General features: G+C 39.2%; 22 protein-coding genes. 11 read left to right on the top strand and 11 right to left on the bottom strand.

Annotated elements, in window-relative coordinates; genetic code table 11:
- Nucleotides 1–22 precede the first annotated feature (22 nt).
- Nucleotides 23–1291, bottom strand: a complete 1269-nt coding sequence (locus ACJJVZ_RS14455) for an HlyC/CorC family transporter (protein WP_138585703.1) — start codon at nucleotides 1289–1291, stop codon at nucleotides 23–25.
- Nucleotides 1292–1352: 61 nt separating this feature from the next.
- Entirely contained in the window at nucleotides 1353–2159 is an 807-nt protein-coding gene (locus ACJJVZ_RS14450; RefSeq protein WP_077538607.1) for an inner membrane protein YpjD, read from the bottom strand.
- Between the two features lie 251 nt (nucleotides 2160–2410).
- On the opposite strand from ACJJVZ_RS14450, the gene ffh reads away from it, so the two are divergent.
- The 6 genes from ffh to tyrA all read left to right on the top strand — a co-directional run bounded on the left by ffh (nucleotide 2411) and on the right by tyrA (nucleotide 7396).
- Nucleotides 2411–3790, top strand: coding sequence for a signal recognition particle protein (gene ffh, locus ACJJVZ_RS14445; protein WP_077538606.1), 1380 nt, complete (start codon nucleotides 2411–2413; stop codon nucleotides 3788–3790).
- A gap of 260 nt (nucleotides 3791–4050) precedes the next feature.
- Entirely contained in the window at nucleotides 4051–4299 is a 249-nt protein-coding gene (gene rpsP, locus ACJJVZ_RS14440) for a 30S ribosomal protein S16 (protein WP_011327633.1), read from the top strand.
- Nucleotides 4300–4316: 17 nt separating this feature from the next.
- Nucleotides 4317–4853, top strand: a complete 537-nt coding sequence (gene rimM / locus ACJJVZ_RS14435; RefSeq protein WP_007378357.1) for a ribosome maturation factor RimM — start codon at nucleotides 4317–4319, stop codon at nucleotides 4851–4853.
- Nucleotides 4853–5620, top strand: a complete 768-nt coding sequence (gene trmD / locus ACJJVZ_RS14430; RefSeq protein WP_138585702.1) for a tRNA (guanosine(37)-N1)-methyltransferase TrmD — start codon at nucleotides 4853–4855, stop codon at nucleotides 5618–5620. The genes rimM and trmD overlap by 1 nt, the downstream gene beginning before the upstream one ends.
- Nucleotides 5621–5653: 33 nt before the next feature.
- Nucleotides 5654–6013, top strand: coding sequence for a 50S ribosomal protein L19 (gene rplS, locus ACJJVZ_RS14425; protein WP_007378355.1), 360 nt, complete (start codon nucleotides 5654–5656; stop codon nucleotides 6011–6013).
- 249 nt (nucleotides 6014–6262) lie between these two features.
- On the top strand, nucleotides 6263–7396 hold the full coding sequence (gene tyrA / locus ACJJVZ_RS14420; RefSeq protein WP_405601438.1) for a bifunctional chorismate mutase/prephenate dehydrogenase: 1134 nt from the start codon (nucleotides 6263–6265) through the stop codon (nucleotides 7394–7396).
- 175 nt (nucleotides 7397–7571) lie between these two features.
- Here tyrA and ACJJVZ_RS14415 read toward each other — a convergent pair whose 3' ends face one another.
- Nucleotides 7572–8729, bottom strand: coding sequence for a chorismate mutase (locus tag ACJJVZ_RS14415; RefSeq protein ID WP_405601436.1), 1158 nt, complete (start codon nucleotides 8727–8729; stop codon nucleotides 7572–7574).
- 563 nt (nucleotides 8730–9292) lie between these two features.
- Here ACJJVZ_RS14415 and ACJJVZ_RS14410 point away from each other — a divergent pair.
- Complete coding sequence (locus ACJJVZ_RS14410) at nucleotides 9293–12319, top strand: EAL domain-containing protein (protein ID WP_405601434.1); 3027 nt, start codon at nucleotides 9293–9295, stop codon at nucleotides 12317–12319.
- Here the strand turns inward: ACJJVZ_RS14410 and ACJJVZ_RS14405 are convergent.
- Nucleotides 12316–12645, bottom strand: coding sequence for a stress response translation initiation inhibitor YciH (locus ACJJVZ_RS14405; RefSeq protein ID WP_405601432.1), 330 nt, complete (start codon nucleotides 12643–12645; stop codon nucleotides 12316–12318). The genes ACJJVZ_RS14410 and ACJJVZ_RS14405 overlap by 4 nt on opposite strands.
- Nucleotides 12646–12778: 133 nt before the next feature.
- Between ACJJVZ_RS14405 and ACJJVZ_RS14400 the strand changes: the two genes are divergently transcribed.
- The 4 genes from ACJJVZ_RS14400 (at nucleotide 12779) to ACJJVZ_RS14385 (ending at nucleotide 16719) form a co-directional block, all read left to right on the top strand.
- Nucleotides 12779–13084, top strand: a complete 306-nt coding sequence (locus ACJJVZ_RS14400) for an STAS domain-containing protein (RefSeq protein ID WP_077538596.1) — start codon at nucleotides 12779–12781, stop codon at nucleotides 13082–13084.
- The gene (locus ACJJVZ_RS14395) at nucleotides 13084–14733 is read left to right on the top strand and encodes a SpoIIE family protein phosphatase (RefSeq protein ID WP_405601430.1); all 1650 of its coding nucleotides are present in this window, start codon (nucleotides 13084–13086) and stop codon (nucleotides 14731–14733) included. The genes ACJJVZ_RS14400 and ACJJVZ_RS14395 overlap by 1 nt, the downstream gene beginning before the upstream one ends.
- Nucleotides 14734–14788: 55 nt before the next feature.
- Complete coding sequence (locus ACJJVZ_RS14390; RefSeq protein ID WP_405601427.1) at nucleotides 14789–15448, top strand: GAF domain-containing protein; 660 nt, start codon at nucleotides 14789–14791, stop codon at nucleotides 15446–15448.
- Nucleotides 15449–15528: 80 nt separating this feature from the next.
- Nucleotides 15529–16719: an amino acid aminotransferase gene (locus tag ACJJVZ_RS14385; protein WP_405601425.1), complete on the top strand. Its 1191-nt coding sequence runs from the start codon at nucleotides 15529–15531 to the stop codon at nucleotides 16717–16719.
- Between the two features lie 118 nt (nucleotides 16720–16837).
- Here the strand turns inward: ACJJVZ_RS14385 and ACJJVZ_RS14380 are convergent, their stop codons facing one another.
- The 7 genes from ACJJVZ_RS14380 to ACJJVZ_RS14350 all read right to left on the bottom strand — a co-directional run bounded on the left by ACJJVZ_RS14380 (nucleotide 16838) and on the right by ACJJVZ_RS14350 (nucleotide 24216).
- Entirely contained in the window at nucleotides 16838–17695 is an 858-nt protein-coding gene (locus tag ACJJVZ_RS14380) for a Tim44 domain-containing protein (protein ID WP_405601422.1), read from the bottom strand.
- Nucleotides 17696–17858: 163 nt separating this feature from the next.
- Nucleotides 17859–18611, bottom strand: a complete 753-nt coding sequence (locus tag ACJJVZ_RS14375) for a DUF3379 family protein (RefSeq protein WP_405601420.1) — start codon at nucleotides 18609–18611, stop codon at nucleotides 17859–17861.
- Nucleotides 18611–19168: a sigma-70 family RNA polymerase sigma factor gene (locus tag ACJJVZ_RS14370; RefSeq protein ID WP_077538584.1), complete on the bottom strand. Its 558-nt coding sequence runs from the start codon at nucleotides 19166–19168 to the stop codon at nucleotides 18611–18613. The genes ACJJVZ_RS14375 and ACJJVZ_RS14370 overlap by 1 nt, the downstream gene beginning before the upstream one ends.
- Before the next feature lie 60 nt (nucleotides 19169–19228).
- Nucleotides 19229–20887: a BatD family protein gene (locus ACJJVZ_RS14365; protein ID WP_405601418.1), complete on the bottom strand. Its 1659-nt coding sequence runs from the start codon at nucleotides 20885–20887 to the stop codon at nucleotides 19229–19231.
- Nucleotides 20881–22803 carry a VWA domain-containing protein gene (locus ACJJVZ_RS14360; protein WP_405601416.1) on the bottom strand — a complete coding sequence of 641 codons (1923 nt, stop codon included), beginning with the start codon at nucleotides 22801–22803 and terminating at the stop codon, nucleotides 20881–20883. The genes ACJJVZ_RS14365 and ACJJVZ_RS14360 overlap by 7 nt, the downstream gene beginning before the upstream one ends.
- A complete protein-coding gene (locus tag ACJJVZ_RS14355) occupies nucleotides 22803–23789 on the bottom strand; it encodes a vWA domain-containing protein (protein ID WP_405601414.1) in 987 nt (328 codons plus the stop codon). The genes ACJJVZ_RS14360 and ACJJVZ_RS14355 overlap by 1 nt, the downstream gene beginning before the upstream one ends.
- Nucleotides 23782–24216, bottom strand: coding sequence for a DUF4381 domain-containing protein (locus ACJJVZ_RS14350; protein WP_405601411.1), 435 nt, complete (start codon nucleotides 24214–24216; stop codon nucleotides 23782–23784). The genes ACJJVZ_RS14355 and ACJJVZ_RS14350 overlap by 8 nt, the downstream gene beginning before the upstream one ends.
- Between the last annotated feature and the right edge of the window lie 2 nt (nucleotides 24217–24218).

Here is a 24218-nt window from a genome sequence, read left to right as displayed (position 1 = left end):
GCCAAATGGCTCCTTTTTTGTTTTAACGGGTTCGCTTACTAGGCTGTATTTTTACCTGTTTAATCATGTTCTCTTTTACTTCGAGCACTTCAACAGGGTAACCAGCAATACGTAAACTAATGTTGGCATCAGGAATGTCTTCTAAATACTCAACAATTAAGCCGCTAAGTGTTTTAGGGCCATCGAGCGGAAATTCCCAACCCATTTCTTTGTTTAAATCGCGAACGTTAGCACCACCATCAACAATAAAAGAACCATCTGTTTGAGTGGTAACTTCTTCACTTGGTGTGCGTGTTTGCGTTGTTGTAAAGTCACCCACTACTTCTTCAAGAATATCTTCGAGTGTAACTAAACCTTGAATGTCACCGTATTCGTCAACCACCAAACCAATACGTTCTTTAGATTGTTGGAATTTTAAAAGTTGCGTATTGAGCGAAGTACCTTCAGGTATAAAGTAAATTTCACGAACCGCACGCAATAGTGATGGTTTATCAAATTGCTCTTTTGTAAGTAGCCTAAGCGCATCACGCGAATGAATAAACCCAACAGCATCGTCAATATTATCTCGATAAAGTAATACGCGTGTATGTTGAGAGTGCGTAAGCTGGCGGCTAATTAGTTTCCAGTCGTCATTTATATCTATAGCCACAATTTCGTTGCGTGGGATCATAATATCTTCAACGGTGACTTGTTCTAAATCTAAAATTGAAGTTAGCATGCTTTGGTGACGGGCGGGTAATAGAGCACCGGATTCGTTTACCACTGTTTTTAATTCTTCTTTACTCATGCTGTGTTCGTCGATTTGAGCGGCACTAATACCAAATAACCGCAGTATTCCATTGGTCATCCAGTTAATAACAACAACAAAAGGGAATAGAATTTTAAGTAACCCTTTGAGTATTATTGAACTTGGAAAAGCAACTTTTTCAGGATATAAAGCGGCAAGTGTCTTAGGAGTCACTTCGGCAAATATCAGCACAACAAGTGTGAGTGCACCTGTAGCAATAGCGATACCTAAATCACCATATAAACGTATACCAATAATAGTGGCAACTTGCGCCGCTGCTATATTGACTAGGTTATTGCCGATTAAAATTAAACCAATTAATCTATCTGGACGGCTGAGTAATTTACTGACTCGCTTAGCTGCACGATGATCTTGTTTAGCAAGATGTCGCAGGCGTATACGATTGATTGACATGATCCCAGTTTCTGAACCGGAAAAATAAGCAGAAAAAAGTACCAATAAACCTAAAATGATAAATAGGGTACTTGTCGATATGTCGTCCAACGATGGATCCTTTTCTTATAAATCAATGCGTATTAAGCTAGAGTGAGCTTGCAGAGTCAAGTTAAAACTTATTAAGTACCACTTCTTGTATGAAACGGCTGCCAAAATAAGCAAGTGTGAGGATAAATGCAGCGACCATGATGGTAATAACAACGGGTTTTCCTCTCCATCCTTTTTTCATATGACCTAATGCAACGACAGCAAATATTACCCAAGCGAGCAAAGATAGTATCGTTTTGTGGATAAATTCTTTTGCAAACATCCCATCCAGAAAAACAAAGCCAGATATTAATGCAAAAGTAAGTAGTACAGTACCTAAGTTAAGCAGTTGGTATAGTTGGCGCTCAACAACCATAAGAGGTGGTAAATGACTATGCACTATGGCTAAATCTTTACGTTTTAAACGCTTATCAATAAAGTAAAACTGAACCCCGTATAAAGTAGCAATAATTAAAATACAATATGCCAGTAAAGATAAAGAAATATGAGTGACTAAGCCAATTTCAACTTGCAAGCTTTGCAAAAGCAAGTGGTGAGGGATAAATAAGCTTGCAATGCTTAATAATGCGGCAAAACCATATACAACAGGGAGTAACAAGGTTGCAGGAAACTTTAACGATACGGCCGTGACGGATACAACGATAACCCAGCAGGTTAGTAAAGCCACATTAACGATACTTAAATCTTGGCCGTCGGCACGAAAAACAGAGTTTACCAACAATAGCATATGCGCCAATATAGCAACCGTACTCAGTACTATGGTGACTTTTTGGCTCGGGCCTTGTTGGTGAAATAGTCGTGAAAGCACGTGAGACGTTGCTAGCACATAAAATAAACTGGCAATAATAGTTAAACTAATAATCAGCATAATGCTTGGGCCACTTAATTTGAGTCAAAAAAATTCTTGTTGTTATGTAGCCATTGTATTTTATAGCAAAGCAAATGCATAGACCTTAAAAAAAGAAACTCAACTACTAGCACTTGAACACTGTATTGTCCGCCACCATTTACGGTATACTGTTTTTAATTCAAATTTAATAATATCAATATTGTTAATTGAACGACCAGACTAAGCGGTCGTGTGATTAGATTGATATAACGTCTTATCGGAACCGATACATGTTTGAGAACCTCCAAGAACGATTAGGTAAAACCTTAAAAAATATCAGTGGTCGAGGCCGCCTAACAGAAGACAACATTAAAGACACTCTTCGTGAAGTGCGTATGGCTTTTTTAGAAGCCGATGTGGCGTTGCCTGTTGTTCGTGATTTTGTAAAACAAGTAAAAGAACGCGCCGTTGGTGTGGAAGTTACTAAAAGTTTAAGCCCAGGCCAAGTATTCGTAAAAATCGTACGCGAAGAACTTGAAAAAGCAATGGGTGAAGCCAATGAAGAGCTGAGTTTAAATGCACAACCGCCAGCGGTTGTAATGATGGCAGGTCTTCAAGGTGCAGGTAAAACCACGAGTGTTGCAAAACTAGCTAAGTTTTTAAAAGAGCGTAAGAAAAAATCGGTGCTTGTAGTCAGTGCCGACGTATACCGCCCAGCGGCAATCAAGCAGTTGGAAACACTTGCTGCTGAAGTTGATGTTGATTTTTTCCCAAGTGATATCTCGCAAAAGCCGGTAGATATTGCAACAGCTGCTATCTCTCATGCAAAAAAGAAATTTATCGATGTAGTACTTGTTGATACCGCTGGTCGTTTACATGTCGATAGTGACATGATGGATGAGATTAAAGATCTTCATAAAGCAATCAACCCAATTGAAACATTATTTGTTGTTGATGCAATGACAGGCCAAGATGCCGCCAATACAGCAAAAGCATTTGACGAAGCATTACCACTTACCGGTGTTATATTAACAAAGACCGACGGTGATGCGCGTGGTGGTGCCGCTTTATCTATTCGCCATATCACGGGTAAACCGATTAAATTTATGGGTGTGGGTGAGCGTACTGATGCATTAGAACCTTTTCATCCGGACCGTATAGCGTCGCGTATTTTAGGTATGGGTGATGTACTTTCATTAATCGAAGAAGTCGAGATGAAAGTCGATAAAGAGCAGGCTGCCAAAGTTGCGGAAAAAGTATTTAAAGGTGCAGGTTTTACGCTTGACGATTTTGCCGATCAACTTAAACAAATGAAAAGCATGGGCGGCATGATGTCAATGCTTGATAAACTGCCTGGTATGTCTAATTTACCCGATGCAGTTAAAGGGCAAATGGGTGATAAAACGTTCATTCAAATGGAAGCAATTATTAGCTCTATGACGAAAAAAGAACGTGCTCGTCCTGAAATCATTAAAGGTTCGCGTAAAAAACGTATCGCAGCGGGCTCTGGTACACAAGTGCAAGAGATCAATAAGTTGCTCAAGCAGTTTACGCAAATGCAAAAAATGATGAAAAAGATGAAAGGTAAAGGCGGCATGATGAAAATGATGCGCGGTATGAAAGGTATGTTACCTCCAGGAATGATGGGAGGCGGTGGGCCTAAATTTTAAAATTAGCTCAGCGCTATTTTTAAAATAAAAATCATATTCAATAAAAAGGGAGCAAATTGCTCCTTTTTTATTGAATAAATTATGCGTATTGTACATAGTTAATCCTATTTCCTCGTTCAGATCACAATTTAACCTACTAAACTGTCTTTTTGGTTCACTTCTTACTTGCGTTATTGCCAAAAACTCGTACAATTCCCCAGCTCCCCATTCTGGGGAGTAAATCTTATTAATGAAAACAGTCAATCTTTATAGAGGACGGTATGGTAACTATTCGTTTGCAACGTGGTGGCGCTAAAAAACGCCCTTTCTATCAAATTGTGGTTGCGGATAGCCGTTTCTCGCGTGACGGTCGCTTCATCGAGAAAGTAGGCTTTTTTAACCCAATTGCTGCAGGTCAAGAAGAAAAAATTCGTTTAGATTTACCACGTGTTGAACACTGGGTAGGTCAGGGCGCATCTCTTTCAGATCGCGTAGCTAAGTTAGTAAAAGACGCTCGTAAAGCGGCTTAATAGGCGTAAGTGTAACCATGAGTCAAGAGAACACCTCATCAATAATTGTCGTAGGAAAGCTCGGTGCCCCATATGGTATAAAGGGCTGGCTTAAGGTACATTCATTTACTGATGATCCCATAGGGATCTTCGATTTCAGCCCGTGGTTGATAGGGCAGCAAGGTAAATGGCAGTCCTTAGAAGTGGTCGACTGGCGTCGCCACAACAAAGGCTTTATCGCTAAATTTGCGCAGGTAAACGACCGAGACGAAGCTATGGCTTATACCCATGCCGAAATCTCAATGGATTCAGCGCAATTACCAGAACTCCCGCAAGGTGAGTTTTATTGGCGAGATCTCATTGGCATGTCCGTTGTAACTGATAAAGGTTATGACTTAGGCATTGTTGATGACCTAATGGAGACAGGATCAAATGACGTACTAGTTGTGAAAGCAAACAGTAAAGACGCATTTGGTCAAGCTGAGCGTTTAATTCCTTTTTTAACTGATTCAGTTATTAAAGACGTTAAATACGATGCAAGAGAAATTACCGTAGACTGGGATCCTGGGTTTTAATGACGCAAACTAGTTCATTATGGGTAGGGGTGATAAGCCTTTTTCCAGACATGTTTGATGCAATTACCCAGCAAGGGGTTACCGGTCGCGCAGTAAAAAGTGGTTTAATTGATTTTAACTGTTGGAATCCACGGGATTACGCTTTAGATAAGCATAGAACAGTGGATGATCGCCCTTACGGGGGCGGACCTGGTATGTTAATGATGGTTGAACCATTAAAAAAAGCCATTCTTGACGCTAAAAAAGCGGCAGGTGATGGTGCTAAAGTAATTTATATGTCCCCACAAGGGCGCAAACTTGATCAGCAAGGAGCAAGCGAACTCGCAAGCTCTAAAAAACTGATTTTGATTGCCGGTCGCTATGAAGGTATAGATGAGAGAATAATAGAATCATATGTTGACGAAGAATGGTCAATTGGTGATTTTATTTTGAGTGGTGGTGAACTACCTGCCATGACATTAATTGACGCAGTAGCGCGATTAGTGCCAGGCGTGTTAGGTCATAACCAGTCAGCGGAACAAGATTCATTTTCGGATGGCTTGTTAGATTGTCCACACTATACACGACCAGAAACATTGGACGACAAACAGGTTCCTGCTGTATTACTCAGTGGCAACCACCAAGAGATAGCAAAATGGCGGCTTATGCAGTCATTAGGCAGAACTTGGTTACGACGTCCTGACTTGTTGCATAACCTAGCTCTGACTGAGGAGCAAGCGGTATTACTCGCGAAATTTCAGCAAGAGTACCAAAAAGCTTGTGGCTAGAAGACAGTTACACCTAGGAAAGTGAGAAACATAATGGCAAAAGTAAACCAAAATATTATTAAAGCGCTTGAAGATGAGCAGCTTAAAACAGACGTACCTACATTCGGCCCTGGTGATACAGTGGTTGTACAGGTAAAAGTAAAAGAAGGTGCTAAAGAGCGTCTACAGGCCTTTGAAGGTGTTGTAATCGCTAAGCGTAATCGTGGTCTTCACTCAGCATTTACAGTTCGTAAGATTTCGAACGGTGAAGGTGTTGAGCGTGTATTCCAAACGCACAGCCCTCTTATTGATAGCGTAACAGTTAAGCGTCGCGGTGCAGTTCGCCGTGCTAAGCTTTACTATCTACGTGAGCGTTCTGGTAAATCTGCACGTATTAGAGAAAAACTTAACTAATACGCGCTGTTTATCAACGCAAAAAAACGGGTTGCATCCTTCGGGTTGCAACCCGTTTTGGTTTTTGTGATATTATTTTCTTAACTCTTAACTCTTAACTCTTAACTCTTCACCTAGCCTTCATTCCCCGTAAAATTTTGGGATTAATCTTTTCTCAGTTCATCGATCCTGTTAGTATTTATCGTATTGATTAGTTTACTTTTATGTAAATTTATATTTACGTTATTTGTTTTTTAAGGTGGTATGGACGTGGCTGACATAAATGATTTAGCACAGCTAAGAGAAGGTATAGATGAATGCGACGCACAGCTGGTTGCTTTACTCGCTAAACGCAATGGTATTACGCAAAAAATTGGTGAGATAAAGCAACAAACGGGTGTGCCTTTACATGCGCCTGTCCGTGAAGCTGAGCTATTAGCGGCAAGACGACAAGAAGCAATAAATCAAAATGTAAGCCCAGATCTCGTTGAAGATATACTAAGACGTATGATGCGAGAAGCCTATCAAAACCAACAAGCAAAACTTGCATGTGCAGCGCCAGAACTTTCGCCCATTGTGATCGTGGGTGGTCAAGGTGCTATGGGGGAGTTATTTGCACAGCAGTTTATTCGTTCAGGTTACGACGTTAAAATTTTAGATAAAGATCAGCAAAGCGATGCGAAAAATATTTTAAAAGGCGCGAAGTTGGTAATGATGAGTGTGCCTATTAATGCATTAGACTCCGTAGTTGCCAAATTACCTAAACTTGATGATGATTGTTTACTTGTTGATATAACATCAGTGAAGCAATCGCCGATCAAAGCACTGAAAGCTGCACACAGTGGCCCTGTGGTTGGTTTACACCCTATGTTCGGACCAGACATATCCCATTGGGTAAAACAAACAATAGTTGTGTGTGAAGGTCGAAATTATCAAGCTGCTAAAGGTTTATTAGCGCAGTTACAAGTATGGGGTTGCCAACTTGTTGAACTTGATGCGAAAAAGCACGATGAAGCAATGCAAATTATTCAAGTAATGCGTCATTTAACCACCTTTGTATATGGGCAATTTCTAGCTAAGCAAAGCCATACGTTAGAAGAGTTACGAAGCTGCTCTTCACCAATTTATCAGCTTGAATTAATGATGGTGGGGCGTTTATTTGCTCAATCACCAGAGCTTTATTCGGATATTATGTTAGCTCAATTTGATGATGTAGAAAGTTTACTTGCGCAGTATCAAGATACATTTTCTAGTACATTAGCAAAATTAAAAATGGGAGATAAAAGCGCGTTAATAGCTTCCTTTGCTGATGCAAAGGCGTATTTTTCTGATTCAACGCAGCACTTTTTAACGCAGAGTAGAAGTTTATTAAATAAAGCGAATGATGCAAAGGTACTCGATTAACGTTCAGGGCGTGTTGAACTTTGGTGGTTTGATTTTCAGCAGACTGTTTGCTATTTAAGCAAGGGAGACCCTGTGATGTATGCTCCCCATAAATAGGTGATAACGCAGCATAAATGCTAAACATGCGCAGCTCTTTGGGGCCTTTGTCGGCCCCGTAGTTTCAAGTTAAACTCAATTAACTATTTACGCTCACTGCCTGTAACGTTTCACTTTGGTAGCAGCCCAAAATACGCACGTACTGAGTATGCTCCTTAAGTTCTTCTAATGCTGTTTTTATTTGATTGTCTGCAAGGTTCGCCTCTAGGTCAACATAAAAAACTTCTTCCCATGGGTTGCCCGGAGTAGGGCGAGATTCTAGTTTTACCAGATTAATTTTGTGCTGTTTAAAAATCATTAATGCGTCAGCAAGCGATCCTGCTTGTTGTTTTGTCGACATTATTAAGCTGGTCTTGGTTGGAATTTGATTGGATACCTGAAGAGGCTTACGCGCAACAACAATAAAGCGGCTATGGTTTTCGCTTTGGTTTGCTAGGTTTGATTTAATAACCTCAAGCCCTACGTTTTTCCCCGCTTGTGCAGAGCCTATTGCCGCGCTATTAGGTGTGCTTAAAGCTGACTGTAATGCGCTTGATGTTGAATCACAGGTTTCGTGTTGTAAGTCACCTAGCCCTTGTAAGAATCGACTACACTGAGCAAATGGTTGCGGATGTGCAAATATTTTTGTTAGTTGACTAAGTTCAGTCTCAGGGTTGGCGAGTAGGCAATGCTCTACACTGTGAGTAACTTCGCCAACAATAGACACTTGCGCATGTTGTAGTAAATCAAACACCTCATTAATACTACCAGAGCTTGTATTCTCGATAGGGAGTAAACCAAAATCAGCTTGGCCGTTTTCTACTTTAGCCGTTATTTCATCAAATGATGTACAGCCTATTTCAATAAGTTTACCTGGACGGCGACTAAAGTATTTATGACAGGCTAATTGGCTGTATGATCCTTGGCCGCCCAAATAAGTAACACGATGAGTTTCGCTTAATGCATCAGGGTTTAAGTTTTTTTGCAGCATCGCTTGCTGATGTAATACAGAATCTTCTAAGATGGTTTGAAAAACATTATTCACATAATAAGCATCTAAACCAAGTGACTTTCCGTAGCCAATTAGCTTTTCAAGCAATGCTAGCTCACGTGCTTCATCACGAATAGGCTTGTTATTAGCTATTTTGTACTCTACAACTCCATGGCTGATACGGCGGCGCTTTGCTAATAACACGAGTAGATCAGAATCAATTTCGTTTATGTCGTGTCTTAGTGTATTTAATACATCATTAGTCATTTTGGTTTCCTCATTCCAAAAAATCCGCCGAATTATACGGCAGAAACAAAAAAGCCTCCCAGTTGGGAGGCTTTACTATTCGATTGATTTTATCTCACAAACAGGGAAGCCTCTTCTATATAAAGAAGCTAAAAAACGAAAAGAAGGTGTGAGCGTAAATAATATTCATCGTGTCAATGTATGGAGTGTTGTCTGTAATGTCAATAAGTAACCTGAGCTTTGAATAATAAATCTATCTCAAGCAGCTACTTTCAGTGCTAACCGCATTGAATTTACTTGCAATTGGTCCGCTATTGACGTGTAAATTCGTCTTGTTTTTACTGAAAGTCTCGGACTAGAGAAAAATAAATTTAAATATCATTATAGTTCAATATGTTAGTGAATATCTTAACCCGAGTTAAGGTTAAGTAGTTTGTACTTAATAGCTGACTAATCAGTATTTACTTTTAAGCGAGTACGATTTATGAAAAAGTTAACAAAAAATTTATAATTTAAGGTTCTGATCTGGTATATTTCGTAGTACTGACTTAAATAAAAATAATTATTAATAATAAGGCTGGCCTGTGGTGTATCGACGCCCTCCATCACGCTTTGGATTAAACTCTTTAAGTGTAAAATTATCACTGCTTATTTCTGCAATTTGTTTGATTGCGGGTGTGTGTGCTGCTGCCTTAATGCTCAAGTCAGAAGAAAAACAACTTGTATTTGAAGAGCACGAAGTACTAAAAAGCTCGACTGATTTATTAGTAAAACAGTTTAACGAAAAAGTTAACACAAAAGTGAATATTGCTGAGCAAGCAAATAGTGTTGTCGTCGAACAGCTTTTTTCAAAACAACAATCAATTAACCTAAGTAATAATGCTAAGTTGCAATTTAATAATGACGGTACAATTAGAAGTGCATCAGCAGATGGTATGTCAGCGGCTTATTTAGCCCAAAAAAATTACTCCCCTTTTTATAAGCAGTTAATTAATGATTCAGAATCGTTATGGCGAATAATCGCGCCAACATTAATACATGATTTTTTTAATTTTTATCTCATCACAAAAGACAATTTCATTCGAATCTCCCCACCTAATTGGGCATTAAATGCACCTGCAAACTTTAATTTTACAACGGGGACTACCTATAACGCAGTTCAAAAAAATATTAACCCGACTCAAGAGCCTAAGTGGTCAAAAGTTTACTACGACAAGGTGTGGAATAAATGGGTTATCAGCTTATTAGTGCCTATTTATGTAGAAAATGAGTTTTTGGGCGTGACAGGGAACGATATAGCGTTAAACACACTTATTTCACAGCTCCCTGTTGGTGATAAAGAAAAGCATTTACTTGTATTTGATAGTAAAGGTCAGCTATTAGCACATCCTGATGTTAGTCAGAATTTATTAGCTAACTATGGTAGTAAAGGGAAAACACTTAACACGCAAGATTTCGTTAATGACGAATTACAAGCCATTATTAATGAAGCTAGAACAATGCATCTTTCTGAATATGCAAACTCGTTTGAGCAAAATGACGAAGAACATATTATTAATATCCGTAAAATAGATGAATTAGATTGGTATATAGGTGTTTATAAAAAACGTTCATCTACGTTATCAGCGTTACAAGATTTAAAGCTGAAATTTTTTGGACTCTTTATTATGTACGCTGTTTTAGTTGCTTTGTTATTACATCAAGCACTCTATCAACTTGTACTTCGCAGATTGCACACTTTAGTTTATGCAGTTACAAATTTTGGTAAAGGGAATTTGCAAATAGAGTTCCCACCAGAAAATAAAGATGAAATAGGTACTCTCAATGGTTCATTTAGAGATATGACGGTAGAGATCCGTAAACTTATAGATGGCCTAACTCAACGCATTACAGAAAAAGAAATAGCTGAAAAAGCAGCAAACAGACTGTCCAAAGCGGTTGCATTTTCGGGTACTGGTGTGGTGATCACAAATGAAAACTTTATTATTGAATACGTAAACCCCAAAATGCTTGAAATGACAGGTTACCCAGAGAGTCATTTTAACAGAACCCCATTGTTGAGTATTATTGCTACCGAAATGGCTATTTTGGTTGACGACATTGATATTGATTTGCGAAGTCGCAATTATTGGCGAGGCGATACCCTTATCCAAGGCTTAGATAAACAATCAATTTGGGTATCCCTTAGTGTGTCGCCAATCCGAGATGAGAGCGGTAAAATCACCAGTTATGTGGCGTCTGCACAGGATATTTCGTTTGTAAAAGAAAGCCAGCGAAAAATGGAGCAACTAGCTTATTTTGATACATTAACCGGGTTGGCAAACAGAACATTTTTTAGAATGCAACTTCGTAAATCTATGGCACTGGCTGAACGTGGGCATTACGCTTTTGCATTATTTTATTTTGATTTAGATGAATTTAAACGCATTAACGATACGCTGGGACACGATGCTGGGGATCAACTCTTGGTTGAGGTTGCAAACAGATTAAAAAAACGCCTGCGCGCAGAGGATACGATTGCACGCCTTGGTGGTGATGAATTTGCTGTTTTACTTAGTGGAATAGAGAGTCAAGAGCATGCAACAGATGTGGCAAACACGATCCAAAAAACGTTAAATGTTCCTATAAAGCTTAGCAGTAATGAAGTTATTATAAGTGCTAGCATTGGTATTACAATGGCGCCTTACGATAGCTTAGAAGAAGATCAGCTTTTAAAACATGCTGACTTAGCAATGTATGAGGCGAAGGCCAAAGGGCGTAATACATTCCACTTTTATAGCCAAGAATTGGATGCCGCAGCAAACGAACGTTTATTTATCGAAAATGAACTACGCCAAGCCTTAAGAGAAAAACAGTTTGTTATTTATTACCAGCCTCAAGTTGATAGTAGTAATCAACAGGTAATGGGTTATGAAGCCTTGTTGAGATGGTTTCACCCAACCGAAGGGCTTATTCCTCCAACTAAATTTATTCCTATTGCAGAAGCGACCGGTTTAATTGTTGAATTAGGCGAGTGGGTATTACAAGAGTCATGCGACTTTGCGGTTAGGTTAAAAGAACAAGGTAGAGAAAACAATATTTCAATTAATTTGTCCGCTCGTCAGTTTAAAGATGCGAGTTTAGTTACCATGCTTAGCAAAATGATTATTAAGTCGGGAGTGTCGGCCAAACGCCTTCATTTAGAGCTAACCGAAAGCATGTTGATGGGTAATGTGGAAGCCGCAATAACACAATTACATGAACTTAAGGCATTAGGCGTTTCAATCTCAATAGACGATTTTGGAACTGGGTATTCGTCGCTAAGCTACTTAAAGCGATTCCCTGTTGATATATTAAAAATTGATCGCTCTTTCGTAAGAGATATTCCCGAAGACACCAATGATATGGAAATTACGGCGGCTATAATTGCAATGGCACAAAAGTTGAACATTAATGTAGTTGCTGAAGGTGTTGAAACAATAGAGCAAGTTCAATTTTTACAGAACAACAACTGCTTCGTTGTGCAAGGTTACTATTTTAGTGCGCCGATCCCAGAGCGTGAATTTCCTAGTTTGTTTGAGAAATTAAATAATATTCAGCGTATTGAAAACTTAAATAAAAATGCGGGTTAACCACCCGCAATTTTTACTTTAAATTTTAAGCCTTCTAAAATAGCTTTTAATTTATCGCGGTCGTCACCTTGTACTTCTATAACGCCCTCTTTAACAGCACCACCTTGACCCATTTTACTTTTAATTACTTTTGCTAATTTTTTTAGGTCATGCTCTTTTGGGTCTATACCTGTGACCAACATAACGCCTTTTCCCTTACGACCTTTTGTCTGGCGTTCAATTCGTAAAAAACCGTCTTTGAATATCTTACCAGCGACCTCTTTTTCTGGCTTTGATTGGCTTATTCTGCCCGTATCTGTTGAATATACTAACTGACTATCACTCATCTTTTACCTATGGATAAAATGAATTAAACAATGGCATAAATGATAGCAAATTTGCGCTTGTGTGTTTTTATTTTTGCTAATTACTTTTAACAGGTTATATTTAGTTCAAAGGAAATACTATTGAGAGCTTAAGATGAGTTTAACTAAAAATGAGTCTATTGATGGCACTACTTTAACAATACAAATTAAGGGTAAATTTGACTTTAATTTAGTGCAGTCTTTTCGACAAGCCTATGCGCAAATAAATGAGAGTATTATCAAAGTTGTTATTGATTTAAGAGAAACAGAGTATATGGATAGCTCTGCCCTTGGCATGTTATTAAATATGAGAAAAACAATAGAAAGCCAAGTTAGCACTATTCAAATAAGTAACTGCCAACCACAATTAAGGAAAATATTACAGATCTCACGTTTCGATAAAAAATTTGATATTAGCTAATGATCCATGTGCTAATTGTTGACGACCAAACGCTTAATCACATTTTACTTAGTAAGATGCTAGAGCAAGAAGGTTATAAAATATCGATGGCTCATAATGGGCTTGAAGCATTAAATGTATTAGAAAAAAACGAGATTGATGTTGTTTTACTGGATGTTTTAATGCCAGTGATGGACGGTTTTGAAGCTGCGCAGTTGATTAAACAGCGTTTTAACGAAGTATACTTACCAATTATTTTTATCACCTCGTTAGACGACCAAGCAAGTTTTGAGCGTTGTTTGGAGGTTGGGGGTGATGATTTTATTCATAAACCCTTCGATAAAGTTATATTACACGCAAAAATCAAAGCGCATAATCGCACTCGAGAGCTTAGCCAAAAAGCGAATCAACAAAAAAAAATGCTCCAATATCACCATAACCAGATAGAGCGTGAACATGAAATAATTGAGCATATTTTTAATAATTCGTTAGAAAATCAGGATAAGTTTAAGCAACATCTTGATTTTAACCTCTCTCCTGCCTCTATGTTTAATGGGGACATGTTTTTAGTCGCACAAAGCCCAATTGGTAATTTATATTGTATGCTCGGCGACTTTACTGGACATGGCCTTGCTGCTGCTATTGGTGCGTTACCAGCTTCTCACGTATTTTACTCCATGGTACAAAAAGGCATGGCGGTTAATGATATTGCAAGTGAGCTCAACACTCTGCTTTATAATTTATTACCCGGACACATGTTTTGTGCAGCGACAATTATAGAACTTAGTGCCTCAGGAAAAAGCATATCAGCATGGCTGGGAGGCCTACCAGATGCGTACCTAATTGATAAAGAAGGGTGTGTTAAACAACTACTAGAATCCCAGCATATGGCATTGGGTATTTTGGATGAAGATGAGTTTGAGCATGGTGTTATTCATTTTGAAACAAACCAGCAAATGCGCCTTGCACTAGCAACTGATGGCATTATTGAAACTGCGAATAAAGGCGACGAATTTTTTGGCGAAGAGCGCTTTTTAGATATATTAAAGAGTAGGCACATGATCAGCTGTAAAAATATAGTTGATGACGTCAGTGAATTTGCACAAGGTAACGTACAACAAGATGATGTAAGTATTGTTTTGCTCAATTGCTTACCGTTGACGGCAGAAAAGCAATCGATAGAGGTGTTTTCGACATTAGCTTTTAATTTATCATTAAGCTTAAATGCCAAACAAATAAAACAAACCGATCCTGTTTATGATTTAGTGAATATTTTAAGCAGTGTGGGCGGGCTAAAAGCGCATCGTTCAAATATATTTTTACTTCTCTCTGAGGCTTATAATAATGCGCTTGATCATGGTGTATTGGGTCTTGATTCTAATGTTAAGCATCAAGAAGATGGTTTTTTTAAGTATTACGAAATGCGAGAAAAAGCACTAGCGAAGCTCAGCGATGCAATGATTATTATTGATATGCGTTATTGCCCAGAGACCTTGAGTTTATACTTTATCATTTGTGATTCAGGACGCGGCTTTATTAGTAAAGCCGATGAGCTGGAAGCTAGCAATAACGAATTCGGCCGAGGATTATCATTGCTTGAAGAAATAGCTGAAAAGGTCACTTATAATGCCAGTGGGAACCAAGTGGAAATGTGCTATAAGTTGAGCTAGCTCTGTAAAAATATCCATGCTATTATTCCTTCACTATAGATGTATGGATGGCCAAATGATTTCCTCTTATTTAAATAAAGCACAACTAAGTGTTAATCCTATGCTGATTTCAGCAGAGCTTGAAAAGCTTGAACAACACCTCAAAAATACAGCTTTACCTGATGTTCGTTGGCAGTACCAAATACCGGAACTTGGCGAGGGCGGTGCATGCAGCTTATTTGGTTATTTACAGGATGAGCCATTCAAATTAACGGATTATATTAAAAGCAATGAGCAAACACAGCGTAAGCTGGCTAATTTACAAAGTATAGTGAGTTATATTGAATTACAAACGGGCGTGGATTGGTACGGTATTTATCAATCAACAAACACAAGTGAAGGTAAGCAGTTATTAAAACTAGCCTATCACGGGGCACCAAGTCGACCATTATTTCCGTTAACACAAGCATTTGCCACTGGTAGCAATAATGTGCAAGTTGCATTGTCTAACAAAGGACGTGTTATAAATAATGTTGAACAATACTTCGCTCAAGGTGGTGAGTATTATACGTGCGATCCAAAAGTTAAGTCTGAAGTGTGTTTGCCTTTGTTTAATCTTCAAAATGACTGTGTCGGTATCATTGATGCAGAAGCATTTAATAATGATTTTTTTGATGAGAAAGCGCTTGCAGTGCTAATTGCATGCTGTATTAAAATTCCTCACTTTTTAGTGTAAATAACACTAGTCAATGTGACGGGCTTTTATGTTAAGCTTAGCCTAACAGCTAACCCCTAAATAACGATAAGAGATAGCCAATGTTCTCAGTATTAAAACCATTACCAACCGACCCTATTCTTGGCCTTATGGCTGCATATAAACAAGATACGAATCCTAATAAAATAGATTTAGGCGTAGGTGTTTATAAAGATGAGCAAGGCAATACACCGGTTCTTAAATCGGTAAAAAAAGCAGAAGCATTTCGTCTCGAAAATGAAATCAGCAAGTCTTATATCGGTTTAGCGGGTAATTTAGATTATTGTCAAAAAATGGAGCTGTTACTATTAGGCGAGCATCAAGCGTTGCTAGCTAATCGCGTACGTACAGCACAGGCTCCTGGTGGCACTGGCGCCCTGCGTGTTGCTGCTGAGTTTATTGCTCGTTGCAATGCAAAAGCAACGATATGGGTTACTAACCCTACATGGGCCAATCACATTAGTTTATTTGAAGCCGCAGGCTTAACGGTAAAAGAATACCCATATTACGACTATGAAAATAAAGATCTATTATTTGATGAAATGATCAATACCCTAAAGCAAGTGCCTAAAGGTGATGTTGTTTTACTTCATGCATGTTGTCATAACCCAAGTGGCATGGATTTAAGTGAAACACAGTGGAATATAGTCGCTGAACTAGCAAAAGATGTTGGCTTTACACCGCTTATTGATATTGCATACCAAGGCTTTGGCGCATCACTTGAAGAAGATGCACGCGGTTTGCGTATTTTAGCGAATGCGGTTGAAGAGCTTATTATTTGTTCTTCATGCTCTAAAAACTTTGGCTTATATCGTGAACGTATTGGTGCCTGCTCACTTATTGCAAAAGACAGCGCAGCGGCTGATATTTCAAATTCGGTAATGCTAAGTGTCGTTCGTAGCATTTATTCAATGCCGCCAGCGCATGGTGCAGACATAGTAAACACTATTTTGAGCAGCACAGAACTGACACAAATGTGGCATTCTGAGCTTGATGAAATGCGAAATCGTATTAACGGTTTACGTAGCCTGATCAAAGAAACGCTAGCGACTAAAGACATCGCTCAAGATTTTTCATTTATTGAGCGCCAAAACGGTATGTTTTCTTTCTTAGGTATTAATAAAGAGCAAATTGCTCGCCTGCAAAAAGAATACGCAATTTATATTGTTGGCTCTAGCCGCGTAAATATAGCGGGTGTTAGTAAAGCAAATATTGATTACTTTGCTAATGCGGTTGCTGCTGTTTGCAAATAATAGTAATCATATAAAGTTAATGCTCCCTCATTATTGAGCTATTTTTAATTAATGAGGAAGCATTAAATTAACAGTATCGCTTTTATATTTAACCCGAATTCAGGTCATTAACTGAAAATTATTTATCAATTAAATCTTCAACACCTACAATTAACCAAGGCGCATCATCTGCGAGCACACGCTCTAAGTGCCAAATTTCTAAGATAGGTTGTTCTTTTTTATCGCCTAAATCACGATACTTCCCGCTAAACCGAACACTCATTTGCCATAAATTGACATTAGTATCTGCACGGACAAGCTCAGCATCAATAAACATAACTTCAGTGTCTACGTTTTCTATGGCTTCACGCTCAGTTTTAAACTCGGCAACAAGTTCAGGGCTCAAGTATTCAGCCATTGTAGTGTAATCAGCATTATTCCAGGCAGTTTGTAGCGTATGGTAATGACTACGGGCACCTTGTAAAAAACCATTTACGTCAAAGTTAGGTGGTAAGTTAAAAGGAACATCTGGGGCTTGTGGTGCGTTGCTTGCAAAGCCTGTACTTGTTGGTTGCTCGATAGGCGCTTGTTTAAACGCATTTTGCTGAGCACTTGTACCTGCACTGGCATTTGCAAGTTGCGGTGCACGATTAGCACGTAAAAAGCCTGTTATTAATTTGAATAAAATAAAGAGTCCGCCGGCTAATAAAATCATTTCTAGCAACTGAAAACCTTCAAAATTGTCGCCTAGCATAGCTGCAATTAAGCCACCAGCTAAGAGCCCACCAAGTACACCAGCCATAATGCCTTTTTTATTTGATTTAGCTTTAGGTGCAGCCGTTGGGGTTGTTGTATCGGCTTTTTGTTTTTGCGCTGTTTGTTGTGTTGCAGGCGTTTTTCCGCGTTTACTGCTGCCAAACTTTTTACGTGCCTGTACATCAAAACTGGCAGTACATAATAATGCCAATAGTGAAAAAATAACGATGATGTTTTTCATGAAAATCCTTAATTTTAATCGAGCCGCGATTATAATTTACTTTCATGAGGAATTTAATTAATTACTTTAAAAATCAGAGGTTTTAGGTATAAAAGGAAGAATTTATTAGATGTTACTGAATAAAAAACCGCTCAGTAAAAACTAAGCGGTGAATTTGTTTGTTTCAAAGCCAACGAATGGCGTCTGTAACGCGTTCGTTATAAATATTGAGAGGAGCTCCAACACTTGCCACTAAAATAGTATCTGCTTGTGAGCCTCGATTAATATGACCTTCAAAACGCTCATCACGAAAATTATCATCGCCAAAGCCAAATGACTTATTTTCAGAAGGCACTATAAATACAGTCATTGGACCAAAGTCAGATTCAAAAATTAAATGTAAGCCTTTTTCACCTTTAAAATCGCAAAACATCGCATAGGTTATTGCACCTGGTAGCTCTTCGATATGGCCGCCTAAAACAGCGAGCTTGTCGTTAACGCTTTGCAAGCTAATCGGTTCTTTCTTATCAAGTGCATTAATTTCGTAGTACACGTGGGCGAGGGCATGTTCACCTGCTTCGTGGGCAATATTTTGCTCTGTACTCATAAAAAATGCACCAATAGCGACGAAAAATGATGCCGCTAATGCAAGATGTACGCGATCAAATTTAAATCGCGAGCGGGCATCTACTACATTGTCACCAGCTGCTTGTTCATCTTGCAACGCTTTTTCTTTTAATGATGTGTTTAAAAGAATGCGATCCGCAAGATTTTCAGGCACAGGTATATCAAGCGCATCTTGAATATATTGATCAAATTCTTTCATGTCGTTAATAAAACTTTGTCGCTCTGGGTTATTGTCGGCAAACTCCATAAGCTCCTTATCAATGTCGTTTGGCTGCGCAATAGTGCGGCGACGAAACTCAAGTTCATCCATTATTTTGATGCCCCTTTAAGTTGTTCATCATCACGGCTTAAGGCCTCTTTAAGTTGATTTCTAGCACGGTATAAACGAGTCATTACCGTGTTTTTATTTAAATCGAGTATGTCTGCAATTTCTTCACCAGAGCAGCCCATTACAACTTGTAATAATAATGGCTCACGGTATTCATCTGACAATAGTGCAATTTGACGTTGAATTACCGTTTGTTCCATTTCATCGTCTAATGAATGGCTGGTCTCATCAACAAGCGTGTCGTTTTCTACGTCGCTGTAATCAAACTGTTTACGTTCAAATCTGCGTGCATTTTCTCTGCGTAATATAGTCAGTAGCCATGGTTTAGCTGCTTTTTGGTCAAGTAAAGAGTCAAGTGAACGCCAAGCACGTAAAAACGTTTCTTGGACTAAATCATCTGCTATGTGCGGATCTCGGCACAACCAATAAGCAAAGCGATAAAGCTCCTTATTGTAAACGTGCACCAAGGCTTCATAGCGTTTTTGTTTCTCTACCATATTAATTAAGACCTGATTGTTTGATTTTTTCTTTCCAAGCATAAGTACTTTTTTATTAAAAATTATAATTTATTGCAAAAGAAGACCTGAGTATCGTAGTAATTATTTATAAAGATCTTTTAATACAGGTTGTTGCGACTTTGATGCTTGAGCTTGATATTTCTCAAGAATTTTAATGATAGCATTAAGCTCGCAGCTTGTAGCTTTATTACTATAAAGTTGTGCCTGTAGTTGGGCAATATGGCTATCTAATTGGCTGTCATTTACAGCGTCGCGTAATGCATCGATTGAACCCACATTTTTATTTGTAATCTGCACTGCATAATTATTAAGCTCATTATAAAATGCTTTATTGTCGTTTAATTTTGCGGCTGCAACCAGCTTTTTTAAACTAGGTTGATTAATGGTGCTTGCAGTAGGCTGTGATTTTTTTATGGTGTTTTTAGTAGAACGGTTAAACCAATAAAACATCACAGTCGCAATCCATAAAACATAACCCAATACTGCAACAATAATAAGCCATAGAGGCGTTTGATTTTGTACTTGCACTGATTGTGTATGTGAGACGTTTACATTGTTATTTGGCGCAGGAGCTAGCGTATTTACATTTTGCTGGCTGTTATTTATTGCCGGGCTAATGGCATTACTGCTTGGTATTACAGTCACTGTTCGCGCTGGGAGTGTAGCCATGCTAATACGATTCATTTTTGTATTAAACCAAGGTAGCTTTATTTCAGGCAGGGTGTAAGTCCCCGGTTTTTGTGGTAGCAACGCATACGAAGCAGTTTGTTGCGATACAACTCGACCATCACGTACTGCATTGTTATTTTCTTTTTTATCAGGGTAACTACGTATGCCATCAATGGTGGGCATAGAAATTTCAGGTAATTGCTCTTTTGTGACACCAAGTGCGGTCAGTGTAATTGTTCGTGTGATAGGTGTACCTACTTCGACGGTATTATCGTTAGGCTGCCACTCTTCGTTAAGGTTAACTAGCTCACTTGGTAACCACGCACCTTTATAATCACTTGGAATGGGTTTGATCTCTAGTTGCTGATCGTCGCCAAGGGCCGACACTTCTAATTGTCGGTAATTTTGTTGTACTCGACCTTGAAAAGCAGGGCCCGCAATTGTGTAAGCGCCACTTTTTTGCGGCTGGATCAAATACTCTCGAGTAATAACGAGGTAGCGTTTACCGTCAACAAGTTCATAACTCTCTTTTTGTTTACCTAATTGGGTCAGCTGAGCGTCTTCCATCCTTGGTGTGCTTAAACTGCCATCAAGTAGTTCTTTCGCCAGATAAAGTTTAACAGTATAGACACCGGCTTCTTGCACAAATAATGAATTACTCGAGAGCGACGTTTTTAAAAATATTTCGTTATTTTTATCTGCATCAACAGAGCGTTTTGCCACTTTTAGTTTAATAGGCTGTGAGGTTAACCCCGCAACGCTAAATGCTGGGATTGTGTAATCGCCCTCTGCACGGGTCATTAACTTTACAGACCACGTAGTTTGTTTATTTATACTGCCGTTAACAATATTGGTGCGCGAGCTTAAGCTAGTCGGTCCTACAACAAAGTCTTTTAATAGTGCTGACGTATCAGGCTGATCGCCTTTAACGGTATCATCTACCGATATATTAAGCATAAAAAACTCACCCGCTAACACAGGGTTTTTATTTACGCTGGCTTCTAATTTGGTGGCAGCCCACAAAGGCATCGCACTTAATAGCAATAAACAGCAAAATAATCGCATTACCATGATTTTTCGACTCCTGTAGGGCGACGTTTATATTGTCTTTTTTGGGCTTCTAATTGCATTTTATTCCGTAATAAAATAGCCGGATCATCCGGTACTTTTCTAAGTAATTGATTAATCTGTTGGGCTTTTTCTTTTTCTTCATTAGTGAGTTCACTGGCTTGAGCTTGCATAGCCTGTTGCTGCGCATTTTGCTTTTGCTCATCAGTGGCAGGTTGCTCGCTCATTGCTTGTGGCTTACTTTGTTGCTGCTCGTCCTCTTTAGGCTGCTCAGCGTTTTTATTTTGCCCTTGTTCACTTTGTGGCTGGGCTTGCATATCAGGTTCATTTTGTTTGTCTGATTGCTCGCCTTGTTGATCTTTTGATTGTTCAGGCTCTTTATCCGATTTTTCATCGCTCGGGCTCTGACTTTCGTTTTCGCCTTTTTCAGAGTCGCTTTTATCACCATTTTGTTGCTGATCCTGCTTTGACTCATCAGAATTTTGTCCTTGCTTTTGATCATCTTTTTTCTGGCTATCATCTTGGTCTTTAGAGTCGTCGCCGTCGCTTTGCTGATCTTGCTGGTTTTGTTGCTCTTGTTGATTTAGTAATTGCTCAACCAAGGTTTGGTTATCGGCTGCTTGCGTAAAGTCATCTTGTAAGGCTTGGGCTTGTTTATAAGCTTCAATAGCGTCCTCAAGCTTGCCAGCTTTGGCAAGGGCATTACCGTAGTTGTATAAACCGGTTGCCGACTTGTCACTATTAAATTCATTAAGTGCAGCATCAAAATTACCTTGCTGATAAAGCGCAGCACCCTTTAAATCACTCGATTGAGCCTGTGTTGCTGCCTCGTATTCTTTATTTTTATACGCCTGCAATGCACGTTGATCTGCATTTTGCAAAAGAGTAGGGAGCTCTACGGCATACGCATTTTGCTGCGGTAAAAAGCCAAAGGCTAAAAAGGCACCTAACAAGGCGGCGCGTCTAAATAAATATAAACCAAGTGGCAGTAAGAGTAATAATCCATAAATCCCGGCGTCTATTCGCCAAAGTGCATGGCTTTGCTTTTCGTCTTTCAATAACTCACTCTGTGCGCTTGGGGCAAACGTATTTATGTCACGACTACTCGGCTGATAGCTGGCAAATTTGCCGCCACTGCTTGATGCTAAATTTTTAAGCTGGTTGGCATTGAGTGTAGGGACTACAATTTGGCCGTATCTGTCTTTCAAAAAACCACCTTCAGGTAACTTAATTGGTGCGCCTTGAGCGGTCCCTACGCCATATATATTTAATCTATATTGGGTGTTACTGGTAAAGCTACTTACATCGCTTTGTTCTTGTTGGTCAATACCGTCAGTCACTAAAATAATGTCGCCATCAATATAGCCCGCTTGCGTTAATAGCTCTTTGGCCATATCAAGACCGGCTAAAACGTTTGAGCCTTTGTCAGGCATTATTTCAGGGCTTAAGCTTGGAATTAAGTTGCTGAGTGTTGCAGCGTCGTTTGTCAGTGGCGATATTGTATAGGCCGTTCCTGCGTAAGCGACAAGCGCGGTATCACCTTCTTTGAATAGTTCAATCATATCAAGCGCTTTAAAGCGTGATTGCATTAAACGATTTGGTAAAATATCGGTGCTGTACATTGAGTACGACATATCCATAACAATTACACGGGCACTTTTACTTTGAAATACAGGAACTTGTTTTTTCTCAAAGCTAGGCCCTGCACTAAATAAAATGCCAAGGCTGCAAAACAAAGCAACTAACCAAAGTGGCTGGCTGGCTTTAGTGTTTGCTTCGCTCATTATAAATTGTGCCAAATGCGGTGCAATTAGCTGCTCACTGGTGGTTTTTTTATGCTTAATTAAGGCGACAAAAAATAATGCCACAGCAGGTATGAGTAACCATAAAAGAGCAGGGCGAATAAATTCAAAATCCATTAGTTTGGCTCCTTTAATGCACGCAGTGTACTAAGCATTACTTTTAAGCTAATCAGTAAAATGGCAATAAGTAACGGGCAGTAAAATAATGAACTTTGTGGGCGAAATGTTTGTTCATCAGCGTTAATAGGTTCAAGCTTATCAAGCTCTGCGTAAATTTGTTGAAGGCCTGCTACATCTTTCGCTCTAAAGTATAATCCGCCAGTTTGCTCGGCAATTTTTTTAAGTAAGCTTTCATCTAAATTACTGCCACCAGAGCTACCCATATTAAATAAGCTAAAGCCGCGTGGATTATCTGAGCCAACGCCAATGGTGTACACTTTAATGCCTTCTTCGCGAGCTAGCAGTAAGGCATCTTCTGGGTTTAGGTTGCCTGCGGTGTTTTGTCCGTCGGTTAATAGCACCACAATACGATTGCTTTTATCTTTATTGGCAAAACGTTTTACCGAAAGACCCAATGCATCGCCAATAGCTGTGGCGCGCCCCACCAAACCAATTTGCGCTTCACTGAGCATTTTACTTACTGTTTTAACGTCGCGGGTGAGTGGGGTTTGTAAAAACGCGGTATCGCCAAATAATATCAGCCCAAGCCTGTCACCTTGACGCTGCTCTATAAAATCACTGAGTACGGCTTTTACCATAGTAAGGCGGTCAACATATTGGCCATTGTAAGCCATGTCTTGTTCGGTCATAGAGCCTGATAAATCAACCGCTAGCATTATATCGCGGCCTTCATTTGGTAATGAAATTGGCTCATCTAACCATGTTGGATTGGCGGCAGCCGTCACAAGCAATAACCAAATTATCCATTCGAGGGGATTTAAACGTCGCGACTGTGGCTCAATACTTTGGCTGGTTAAATTATGCTTTGCAAAACTGGGTATACGTAAACGCGTATTAGCGTTACTCGCAGCGGGTTTTAATAGTAAAAGTAACAAAGGCAAGGGTAGTAATAAAAATAACCATGGCCAGCTAAATTCAAACATGGACTGGCTCCTTTACTTTAAATTGTTTAATACCTTGGCGAAATTTTTCGCACAGTGTTGTATCTTTTTGGTTGGGGTTATACAAGCTTAGTATTTCTTGTTCGCTAAAGCTTAAACCGGTAAGCGTAGTAAGTGTTGTGCACCATTTAGAGGTAGATTGCGCAGCAAGGCGCTTGTCGTAATACTCAAGCACTAAACGTTTTAAAATAATATGTAGTTGCTGAGGGTTTTGCTCACTTTGGCTTAATGCTATTGCATAGCGTTTAGGCTTTTTAAATTTATGTTTTTTGTAAAATATATAAATAGCTGTGCACAGTGTTAAAAACAGCAATGCAATAATAACCCACCAAGCGGGGGCGAGTGGCCACCAATTAACTTGGCTTGGCGCTATTATGTCGTGCAGTCCATCGAGTGGATTGGTTTGCATGG

The sequence above is a fragment of the Pseudoalteromonas sp. Ld19 genome, from assembly GCF_045064135.1.
GTDB lineage: Bacteria > Pseudomonadota > Gammaproteobacteria > Enterobacterales > Alteromonadaceae > Pseudoalteromonas > Pseudoalteromonas aliena.
Note: the sequence above shows the minus strand (reverse complement) of the source record. Positions and strands in the feature narration are given on the sequence as shown.